Here is an 11,191-nt window from a genome sequence, read left to right as displayed (position 1 = left end):
CAATAGGATGTCTCAGAGCTTGTAATGTATTTATTGTCGCCACTCCACTGGGGTTTGTTCCGACATCTTGCTGAAAACATTTTACAGCAAACTCAGTCCCTGGTCCAAAAACACCATCAATGATACCAGGATAATAACCCAATCTTGTCAACAAAATCTGGAGTTGTTTTACACCCAAACCTCGATCGCCCCTTCTGAGGACACTTGAGTAAGAGTATTGCCTGGTAGTGTAGTTTTGCCTGGAGTAAGACACAGGACCTGGGGGCAGAACTTGACTAGGATTAAATAGAAATGATTGAGTTGTTGGTCCTACTATACCTGTAGGAGTAATTCTATTTCTCTTTTGAAATTCAATTACTGCTATCTCAGTATTTCGATCAAAATAGTTAGTTATTTGTCCTTGATAATAACCTAAATTTTTCAAACGTTGTTGTAATCTTCCTATCTCTACACCTGTTTCTCCAGGTCGAAGAAATACTCTCTCCACAGGAACAGGTCTAGTGCCAAACAAATATTCTCTAGTGGTAATACCTACCTGACCCGTAGGCGTAATTCTGTGAGAGTTTTGAAATCTGATAACTGCAGTTCTAGTATTTTGGTCATAAATACTATTGATAGGACCTCTGTAAAACCCTAATTCTGCTAACCTTCTTTGAATAATTGCTACTTGAGGGCTAACTTGTCCAAAAGATAATGGTCTTGTTGAGTAATTCAATAGGGAAGAATGAATTTGATTAGACCTCTTACCTGCAAATAGTAATGACCAAGTAGTAGGTTCAATTTCGCCTGTTGCTGTAATACCATTGTCTTGCTGGAACTGTCTTACAGCTCTTTCTGTAATAGGGCCATAAAAACCAGTTAGATTAGCAGAAAAATAACCTAATTCTCTAAGTTTTCTTTGAACTGCAGCCACCGTTGTGGCTTTATCTCCACGTCTTAGATAGACTGCACTATTAGGGGAAAGAATTGCATTGCTTTCTGGTCTAAAGTTAGAAGTGCCAGAAAAAAAAGAGTTTGTTGCTATTTGTCCTTGGTCTGTTTGACTAATATTAGAATAACTATTTGTTTCAGGACTAGGAATTTCTGGCCTTCTAGCCCAACAAGAATCAATAATAATTAAATTAATCATCATTATTGATAAAAAGTTTATGTAAGCGAAGCTAGACAGTTTGTTCCAGTTAAGTCTTTCAATAAGTTTGAAGTCTTTGTTTTCTTGATTAGCCAGAAAAACTTCTATATATGCAAGGGATTCCATAAATTTTCCTGGGGGACTTTAAAATTTTAATACTAACAAGCTAAATTGATTTATTTTGTTATCTTACATAAGTTATACCAATTTTATGTGAGACTGCACAAAATCATGAAATTTATTACTTGTCTGTCTCAATCTACATTCAAATCTGAATTAAAATAGTCGATTATTTTATACAATTTATTATAAATTTGGTATTACAGCAATTATTAATCTAGTATTATCATAAAACTATAGAGGTGGAGACTTTATGTAATAAAATATCTAGCTCATCAGCAGAGGGAAATGTTTGAAGTTATAGATTCAAATATTCAAACAACTTTCCCCATGAACAGAGAGGCACTTTTCTCTCCTTGAAATACTTCTCTATTTTAATTTATGTGTATTCGTTCTTAAACTGGTATTAGGGTATCAAATTATTAGTACAATAACCTACTGAAAGAATATATATAGGTTAATTTAATTTCAACTTTACCTATATAAATTATATCATTTTATTGTACTAAAAAATGCTTAAACTAACCCTGCACGGTCAAAAATCAGAGCTACTAAAGCAGCAAAAATAGTTATTCCTAAAGCAGTTAAAGGATGTTGACCTTGACTTACAGCAAAGGAAGTCACTACACCAGCTCCTAAAGCAGCAGTAACAGCAGCAACTAATGGGTCACGGTTTGAACGATTTTTGTACATAATTATTAATCCAGATAGATTTTTTCAACAATTCATAACTAACAATGTTGTCTAAACCTATCATTGAATTAATAATTAAGATGGAGATTATCCTGGTTTTGCAATTAAGATTTAAATTTCTCTAAATTTCTTAACAAATGAAGAGAATTATATTATGTCTGTTGAAATACCCACAAGAAAAAATTTAGGCAATACAGAGCAAGGAGAAATTTGTTTGCTCCACATTCTGCACAGAAAAAAATTCTCGCTAATAAAAATAAATAAATAAAGAGAATTTATGCAATGTCTGCTGGGGCACGTTTATGTAAACCCCAGGGTAAATATCTACAAGAAATTTAAGTTTTTTCTTAAAAGCCTTTTTCCCTCTTCCTTCTCCCTTCTTCCTTACCGAAAAATTGTGGTCTAAAGCACCCACATTCCACACCACAAAATGTAGCATAAAAAACATAAGTCAAAAGTCAAAAGTCATGCATTAAGAAGTAAGAAGTAAGAAGTAAGAAGAAAATTATAGTGGTCAATAGGAGTAAAGGATTCAGTAAGTATTTATGCTTAAGATTTCACTGAGAATTTGACTCCTGATCGAGGTAAATGAAGATAATTTATATAGTATAAATACCTAAGCAAGCTACGGATTTTATACTAATTTTCATCTTACAAATTGAAGTGCGGAATGTGGGTTTTAAGGGGATAAAAAAAAAGAGAATTCCGTGTTTCAATTCACTTTGCTTTCCTAGGTCATGCTGCGCAAACAAAACAGCTAGAGGTAATGATAACTGATAACTGATAACTGATAACTGAAATGACCCTTAGCTGACAATACTAATGCTATCGGACATGATATTATTACTCCAATTTTTCAGTATTACCACCTGATACCCATCCTGTACGATTACTCCCATCATCCACTCTAACCTTTTGCCATCTTTTATCTGAACTTTCTTCCAAAACTATAACTTTCTCTTGATAAGAAATACCACCAATACGATTAGCATCTCTACTAGGAGTATCCCGCAAAATCAAACCAATAGGCTCAACTACAATAGCTCTGTAAGCTCCAGGATCTAATTGATTAGATAAATTTGTATTTGTAGCTCCAGGAGAAGACGTACTCACTTTTTGGGCGATAGGTTTTTCATTAGTAAATATTGGTTTTTCAGGCATTCTCGTTAGTTTTGCAGCAAAGTAGAGAACTGCTGCTGCACTAGCACCAGCCAACAATAATATTGCTAAAATAAACCCCACTAAAAATTTGAATAAGCTATAAAAATTCATAATTTTCATACCAATTTCATAAAATATTAGGCGTTGGTGAATTAGTGTATAATATTAATCTTAATTACTCAGGAGTCTACCCACCCCTAACCCTCCCAACCCACCCCTAGCCCCTCCCAGGAGGGGAGGGGAAGTCAGGAAGACCTAGTCAGGAGGGAAGAAAGAAGAAAGAACAGGAGTAGAAGGAGAAAGTTTTTGTTTGCTGGCGCACAACGCACCTTAACGCGGAACGCGGAACGGACTTCTATCGCACTCTTATCGGGACATGATATCATACCTCAAATTACCAACGCCAAATATTTCCAATTTACCGAAAAATTGGGTTTAAAGCCTCGCCCTTGTAGGGCGACTTTTTATTTTTATGTTAAGTGAATTGAATATATGCTATAGTGTTATTAGTTGCCGGGGGGCACTCGGAAACTCTAAACGGACGTGGAGGGAAGCGTTAGACTACCGCCAAGGAAGCAGCACCCTGTGAAGTGTCAACCCGCCGAGGAGCTATGACTCAGTAGGAATCCCCGTGCCTTTAGGCCGGGGAGGATGTCAACTAGCATCTAACACCTAAAACCTAATACCAAATTGAAATGAAGCTGCACAGAATAATATTTAAAGCATAATTGACCACAGGTAAGCTTAGATAAGGATAGATAGATTTAATAAATTTCATCATTCTATGCAACTTCATATAAAACCTAAAAAAATAACGGGAGGAAAGTTCCCGGAAGATTTATCCCCTGGTTGAATAACGACACGCGGGTTTCAACCCGGAGAAAAGCCTGGTATACTAGAGGAATAAGGAACAAGGTTTGTCGCCATGACATGACCGTGCTTTGCGGTGAAATTCCGGCGGACAGGAGACGGGGACTTGATTTCCTACGACGGCTGAATGCGAGCGCATTCCGCAGGAAAAGTAAGCAGGCAGCTAAAGCAGCGAGAAGATTGCTCCAACCAGTGCGAGTAAAACCACTCGTGAAAGCTAATAAAAAAAAGTAAACTCACAGCTAGATTTCGGTCTAAGCCGAGGAGTTTAGGAGTCTGCCCTTCAGGCTTAAGCAAATGTGGATTTATGAGGGGCTGCGTGCGGAAGTAAATTCCGCACATTTATTCGCCCCGTCCCATTTGCGGTAGATTTACTACAGAATCCAGGGTGTTTCAACCCCTGGAGATGTCAATGGTATAACACCTAGAAAGTTATTTGTAGGACACATTCATCAATTTAGTATAATTACCTTCTTCTTCCTTCTTCCTTCTTCCTTCTTCCTTCTTCCTTCTTCCTTCTTCCTTCTTCCTACTTCTTTCTTCCTTCTTCCTTCTTCCTTCTTCCTTCTTCCTTCTACTAAACTAAAAATTACCTTTTAAGCCACCATATCTAGAAGCAAGACGTGCTTTACCTGCTGCTGCCCAATCTTGTAAAAACTTAATTTGTTCCTCTGCAGTTCTAGCTAAAGGTATAATTTGACTAGCAGACTCTAAAATATCCTCAGTAGTAAACTCACGATTTTGACTAAATCCAATGTGCATAGCTTCAATTAAAGATTGTTCTATTTCTGCACCAGAAAAATCAGGAGTTTCATAAGCTAGACGATTTATATCATAATTTTTGATATTGTGAGGTCTTAACCGAGATAAATGTACCTCAAAAATAGCTGTTCTTTCTTCCTGGTTAGGCAAACCAACAAAAAATATTTCATCAAACCTCCCTTTTCGTAATATCTCAGGAGGTAAAGATTGAATATTATTAGCAGTAGCTACCACAAATACAGGAGATTTTTTCTCAGCTAACCAAGTAATAAAAGTACCAAAAACGCGACTCGTAGTACCAGCATCTCCTTGACTTTTCAACCCTGCAAAACCCTTATCAATTTCATCTATCCACACAACACAAGGCGCTAAAGCTTCCGCAATAGAAATCATCTGTCGGGTACGAGACTCCGACTCTCCCACCAACCCTCCAAACAAACGTCCCACATCCAAACGTAATAGAGGTAAATGCCAATGATGAGCGATCGCCTTAGCAGTAAGAGACTTACCAGTACCTTGTATTCCTACCAAAAGTAAACCTCTCGGATGAGGTAAACCATATTGTCTCGCTCGTTCAGAAAATGCTCCTCCCCGTCGCAATAACCAATCTTTAAGGTTATCTAAACCCCCAATATCAGAAATATTTTCACGAGCAGGATAGAAATCTAATATTTGAGTTTGGCGGATAGTTTGACGTTTTTCTTCTAATATTAAATCAACATCATTAAGCTGTAATTCTCCGTGAGTAGCAATAGCTTTAGCCAAAACTCTTCTAATTCTTTCAATAGATAATCCTTGAGCTGCTCGAACTACTTCATCTAATAAACGTTTATCTAAAGATTGACCCATTGCCACTAATAAACGTTCTACCTCTTGAGCAATTTCTTGACTATTTGGCAGTGGGAATTCTATGATTGTAATAACTTCAGTTAAATCTTCTGGAACAGATATTTGAGGAGCAAGAATAACTATATTTTTAGGTTGAGATTTTAATTTCTTTGCCAAATTTCGTAGTTTTCTCGAAATAGAAATATCTTCCAAAATCTTTGAAAATCACGCAAAATAAAGATTGCCGGAGCAGATTCTGGCAACTTTTCCACAAGCTCTAAACCTTGGAGAGGATTTCTTTTTCCCCAACCTGTATCATTAGGATTATTTTGATATCCTTCAACAAAATCCCATATATAAACTGCTCTATTACCTTGTTTTTTTGCTGATTCAGTAATTGTAATTTCTACTCGTTCTTCTTCCCTTGTCTGAATATAAATTATTGAATAGCGCGAGCGTAATAGCAGTTCAAACTCTTCTTGAAAACTCATAAGATTTTTTTGTTATATAGAATCCAGTTATATAGTATATGTTGATAATTCTATAATTAGGGTTTGCTGAAAAAGTCTTATAGGTGAGGGTAGGAGACAACCCACCCCTAGCCCCTCCCAACCCACCCCTAGCCCCTCCCAGGAGGGGAGGGGAAGACAGGAGACAGGAGATAGGAGAAATGGGAATTATAGAGGAGGTAGTCGGAAAAATTGTCCCTTGATTTGTCTGCCATAATCCTCCCAAAATACTAGCTTTTTGCAGCTCTTGCCACTGAAAACAGGTGCACTTTTTTAGATCAAAAAAGGCTACAACCAATATCAGTCAATGCTTTGATATTTAATCAGCAAACCCTAATTAATTCAATATCCAATTTACCGAATAATTAAGGTTTAAAGCCTCTCCTTTAAAGGATAAACAAGCAAACATTTTCCTTTGAGTCAATCCTATCCTTGATAAAGAAGAGGTGATTATTAATTATTAATTATTAATTATTAATTATTAACAGCTAACTTTCCGATCAAAATCTCAATTATTATTTATATTCAGTTGTTTTTTAATAGATTCTAAACCAGCCCATCGCCGGTCTATAATTGATGAGGAGCCATTTGTATCGGATAATTTAATTCCCTGACAATTTTTATCGCATAACTTTCTAGGAGGAACTGCCAAACAAAACTGTTCATATATCCATTCTTTAGGGTTAAAATATCCATCTGGGGGTAAAGTTTCTACCAAATCTTCCACAGAGTTTTCTACTTCTAGATAAAATAAATCTTTTTGTTCTTTAACTTCTTTCAGCCAAATTAATTCTTTTGGATTAATCAATAACTTATGGTTGTACTGGTTTAAACATCTGTCACAAGTGAGAGTAATAATTGTTTCTACTTTTCCTTTAACTTCCAGATAATTTCCATGATGAGTTACTTGTAAATACCCCCTAACTGGAGTCAGTGTTTCCAAGTCTGATATAAATTCCTCAAACTTAATAGCCTCAGTCTGCTCAGTTTTTTTCAGTAGACTGGGAATATGTATTACTTCCATCTGCACTTCACCTCACTTATTCCATAACAGCGATTCAGAATTCTGAGTAGAGAATTCTGAATTTGCTTTACATAACTAATGATTTTAATCTCAATAACTCATTCTTTTCTCCAAATATTTTCTATTGGTCATTAGTTTCTAATTTTTACTACTAAACGGCGGTCTGGCTCCTGTCCATGACTGTAAGTTTCTAAATCTTCACAGTCTTGAAGCATAGTATGTATTTGACGACGTTCGGCAGAAGATAGAGATGTTAACTCATGCTCTTCACCAGTCAAACGTACTTTTTTTGCTGCATACTCTGCTATTAATAGGAGTTCTTCTTGACGGCGAACTCGATAACCGGCTATTTCCACAGTGTAGGACAAATGCTGTTCTGAATCATGAGCTATGTTCATAATTGTATTAACAAGATACTCAATTGCATCAATTGCTTTACCATCGAATCCTACTAGAATAGAAATTTGTTCTGGTGTCAGATTTGTCTCATCTATGATTAACCAATAGCCGTCTTCTTGTTGTTGACCTATGACTTTTGCTGGAATTTCTGCTAAAATTAGCAGTTTCTCTAGCCATTGCTTTCCTTGGTCTAGTCCTTGCTCTATATAATAACTATCGTTCATTACTAGCATTAAGCTTTCTTCTTAGAACGTCCTGGTTCAAAGGGTAGTGCTTCTCTTCCCTTTCCTGTTTTTGTTGTTTTTGGTTGTGACTCTTCTACTAATTTCTGTAGATTCTCAGGTAATGGTTCTTTGGATAAAATAAAAGCCTGAACCGTTTGAAATATGTTAGCTATGAGCATATAGAGTAACACACCTGCCGGTAAAGGAGTAAACAGAAATATTCCTGAAAACAAAAAGGGAGTGATTTTGTTGATGGAGTCTTGATTAGGATTAGCATTGTTAGCCCCAGGTCCCTTACCTGATATTGTCTGACTAGCATAAATACTAACTCCAAAACCAATCACCATAATTAATATATCCCAGTGAATCGCCCCATTTTCATCAAAGGCACCCACACGACCTAGAGCTTTAATAAATAGAAATCCTTTATTTGCTGCAATTCCTGGGATAGTACCTTGAATTGTAGCGTCTCCTGATTGTAAAGCTACTAAGTTACCATCTTGATCGATTTGAACTCTTTCCGAACCTTTAGTTATAGTCCATGTAGGTTTAACTTCGGTTTGATTATATTCCTGTTTCAGAGTTTCTAGAGATTTACCCTCTACTGTTTGAAATTCGACCTGAGCTCGATCTCCAACAACTAACTTATTACCACTAGGTATCAAGGCAAAAATCGGAAAGTGGACTCCATCATTAACGTATATATTTTGAGGTGAAGTTATATAAGCTTGTGGTTGAATTCGCTCTAGTTGTTCTTGAGGAAATATTTGTATATCTACAGTGTAGTTAATATTAGTAAAGGGCGATCCACGCAAAGTTGCAAACAAGGCAAAAAGTATAGGCATTTGAAATAGCAGTGGCAAACATCCTGCCAATGGATTAAACTCTTTCATCAGTTTACCCATTTCTTCCTGCTGTTTTTGTGGATCGTCTTTATAGCGTTTTTGAATCTCCTCTTGTCGCTTTTTCATCAAAGGTTGCGTCACTTTCATCTTACGCATATTCCTAATTGACCCCGCATTTAACGGGTAGAGACTTGCGCGAATTACAAGAGTTAAAGCTACGATCGCTAGACCATAACTTGGTACGATCCCGTAGAAAAAATCTAGGATCGGTAGCATTATATTGTTGGAAAGAAAACCTATACCAAAATCCATTATTTTATGTCAACCTTGGGGCTGGTGATATTTCTAATTTCTAATTTCGACTATGCTTGAATTTTTAATTACTATATAATAAAGGTATCTAGTTCAATGCCTATAAATTAGTCATTTATAAGAACTTTTACTAGGTCGATATTATAGTAGTAGCTAATTGAAAAATACATGAGTTTGAAAAATAAAATAATAGTTAAATAACTATCAATTAGTAGGACTATTAGTTTTTTGAGCTTTTGCAGCCATCTTTTCAGTTATGTAAGATTCAATTTCTCTAAATCTTGGTATTGCTCTTAGTTCTAAACGAGTACCATTTCTGAGAGTAACTACTAAGTCCCCCCAAGCTCCTAATCCTCTGGGGACTTTTGCTATTTTGACAATTTCTGAGTAAACAATATCTGTTCTATCTTGTCCCATCCAGCCTCCAATCACGGAAACTCGGCGATTAGTAATTCTATAGCGTAGCCATAAAGCCCTAACAATAGCAGCAACAGTTAAAGGTAGGCCAATAATTGTTAAACCAATAAATAAGTTAAGAATTAAATCTCCTATGTGGGGACCACCTTCATAAAAGGCTTCCTCTCGAATACCCATCCAACACCTCCACTTGTGTCAATAACTCTTCTAATTGTTGCAGAAATTGAGAATAATTGCACTGTTGAGCTGTTGGTTTAACTACAATGACTATATCCCATCCTTTGGAGATAAATGGCAACATTTGACGTAAAGCTGCTCTGATTTGGCGTTTAATTCGATTTCGGACTACTGCTCCTTTGCTCACTTTTTTGCTAATAGTAATACCTATCCTAGTAGGTCGCGGAGATTCTAAATTATCTGTACCTTGAGGTAATTTAGGCTCTTGCTGATGACGCAGAGCCTTTAATGTCAGATAATAACTATTCTTGCGAATTCCTTTTTGATATACAGTACCAAAATCTTTATAATGACGCAGCCTGTTTTCGATAGGCAACATAGTGAGATTATTTAAAATTTGTCTATAATCATCATAATTATTTCTAATTTTCTTTTTCTAATAGACTGCTAGACGCTCCCGCCCTTTTTGCCGACGTGCTTTAATTACTGCTCGGCCATTTCTAGTACGCATTCTTGTTCTAAACCCAGACACTCTTCTTCTTTTTCTAGTTGTACCATGTAAAGTCCTTTGAGTCATTTTTTCTACTCCTTAGCCACTAATCTAATCACAATTTAAAGTCACAATCTCTAATAGTAGCATATATATCGTATAATGTTAAATTTGGCAAATCTATCAAAATAATTGGGTCTAAAACCCCGCCTTTTAAAGCGAAATATTTTTGGAGCGAAGCTCAAATCCCCCTTACAAAAATCACTTCTGACTTCTGAGTTCTGAATTATGACTTCTGACTTCGTTAACGTCTATTTCTCAATCAAATATTCTCTATCCTATTCTATGGTCAAAAGCCATGTGCCAATATAACGTAGTAAAGGCACATCACCAGGAGTCCTAATATTGGCATTAAAGTGGTACATTCCACCAAATCTGGGATTTCTGACATTGCTGAAAACTACCTCAATTTTATTACCAGCAGGAATAGGTTCAGCAGGGTAAATTTCGACAAAATTATTTTCTTTGTCCCATACTATTTCATCGATAGGTATTGATTCTGGTTTTTCTGAACTTCCTCCCCCAACACGAATTTCTATTTTCTCAGTATCAAATGAACCCTTGTAGTAATTGGGATAAAAAATTGATAACTGGGCAACTGCCAAATTTAATTTGTTTGCTGGTATCCGCAGTCGATAACGATCCCAAGTCCCAGACCTACCAGAATCTAAACGAAAGTTTAACTGATTTTTTTGTTCTGGGCCACCAAACAATGTAAATCCTGGCATCCCTTGAGCCAAGCTAGCAATTGGGAGACCTGTTAATAAGCAACTACTAACTAGCAAAGTAGAAAGTATACGTTTCATAAAATTTCCTCTAACTTGAAAATCTCTTAACTAAAACTTTATCAATATTTTATATATACGGCTAGGAAATCTTTATCTTTGAAGAGAGAATATTCTTCAAGAATTTAGAATTAAGAATTTAGAATTTAGAATTACCTCTTCTTATAAATTAAGAGGATTGGATCAAAGGATTTTTTTATTTTTCTCCATGAATGGAGAAGCTTTATACCTGAATTTTTCGGTAAAGTAATAGCTCTATAAGAATTTAGAATTTAGAATTAAGAATTTAGAATTACCTCTTCTTATAAATTAAGAGGATTGGATCAAAGGATTTTTTTTTCTTTATGTCGCAATTTACTAACTAACTATATGAAAAATTGCAAATT

General features: G+C 35.8%; 10 protein-coding genes and 1 pseudogene. All 11 read right to left on the bottom strand.

Annotated features, from left to right (window positions below; genetic code table 11):
* Nucleotides 1–1,255 (bottom strand): peptidoglycan-binding protein (locus SAGCYANO_RS11775; RefSeq protein ID WP_202220240.1); only part of this gene is annotated, 1,255 nt, incomplete at its 3' end.
* A 510-nt stretch (nucleotides 1,256–1,765) separates the two neighbouring features.
* Entirely contained in the window at nucleotides 1,766–1,942 is a 177-nt protein-coding gene (locus SAGCYANO_RS11770) for a hypothetical protein (RefSeq protein WP_202220239.1), read from the bottom strand.
* Between the two features lie 843 nt (nucleotides 1,943–2,785).
* The gene (locus SAGCYANO_RS11765; RefSeq protein WP_202220238.1) at nucleotides 2,786–3,214 is read right to left on the bottom strand and encodes an SH3 domain-containing protein; all 429 of its coding nucleotides are present in this window, start codon (nucleotides 3,212–3,214) and stop codon (nucleotides 2,786–2,788) included.
* Nucleotides 3,215–4,555: 1,341 nt separating this feature from the next.
* A pseudogene (locus SAGCYANO_RS11760) lies at nucleotides 4,556–6,054 on the bottom strand (AAA family ATPase).
* A 526-nt stretch (nucleotides 6,055–6,580) separates the two neighbouring features.
* Nucleotides 6,581–7,096 (bottom strand): DUF177 domain-containing protein, encoded by a 516-nt coding sequence (locus SAGCYANO_RS11755; RefSeq protein WP_202220237.1) that lies wholly within the window; start codon nucleotides 7,094–7,096, stop codon nucleotides 6,581–6,583.
* Nucleotides 7,097–7,227: 131 nt separating this feature from the next.
* Nucleotides 7,228–7,728: a R3H domain-containing nucleic acid-binding protein gene (locus SAGCYANO_RS11750; RefSeq protein ID WP_202220236.1), complete on the bottom strand. Its 501-nt coding sequence runs from the start codon at nucleotides 7,726–7,728 to the stop codon at nucleotides 7,228–7,230.
* Nucleotides 7,728–8,876 carry a membrane protein insertase YidC gene (gene yidC, locus SAGCYANO_RS11745; protein ID WP_202220235.1) on the bottom strand — a complete coding sequence of 383 codons (1,149 nt, stop codon included), beginning with the start codon at nucleotides 8,874–8,876 and terminating at the stop codon, nucleotides 7,728–7,730. The genes SAGCYANO_RS11750 and yidC overlap by 1 nt, the downstream gene beginning before the upstream one ends.
* 204 nt (nucleotides 8,877–9,080) lie before the next feature.
* Nucleotides 9,081–9,470, bottom strand: coding sequence for a PH domain-containing protein (locus SAGCYANO_RS11740; protein ID WP_202220234.1), 390 nt, complete (start codon nucleotides 9,468–9,470; stop codon nucleotides 9,081–9,083).
* Complete coding sequence (rnpA, locus tag SAGCYANO_RS11735; RefSeq protein WP_202220233.1) at nucleotides 9,442–9,849, bottom strand: ribonuclease P protein component; 408 nt, start codon at nucleotides 9,847–9,849, stop codon at nucleotides 9,442–9,444. The genes SAGCYANO_RS11740 and rnpA overlap by 29 nt, the downstream gene beginning before the upstream one ends.
* Before the next feature lie 57 nt (nucleotides 9,850–9,906).
* Nucleotides 9,907–10,047, bottom strand: coding sequence for a 50S ribosomal protein L34 (gene rpmH, locus SAGCYANO_RS11730; RefSeq protein WP_202220232.1), 141 nt, complete (start codon nucleotides 10,045–10,047; stop codon nucleotides 9,907–9,909).
* A gap of 251 nt (nucleotides 10,048–10,298) precedes the next feature.
* Nucleotides 10,299–10,826: a DUF2808 domain-containing protein gene (locus SAGCYANO_RS11725; RefSeq protein ID WP_202220231.1), complete on the bottom strand. Its 528-nt coding sequence runs from the start codon at nucleotides 10,824–10,826 to the stop codon at nucleotides 10,299–10,301.
* Between the last annotated feature and the right edge of the window lie 365 nt (nucleotides 10,827–11,191).

The sequence above is a fragment of the Okeania sp. KiyG1 genome (assembly GCF_014132355.1).
Classification (GTDB): Bacteria; Cyanobacteriota; Cyanobacteriia; order Cyanobacteriales; family Microcoleaceae; genus Okeania.
Note: the sequence above shows the minus strand (reverse complement) of the source record. Positions and strands in the feature narration are given on the sequence as shown.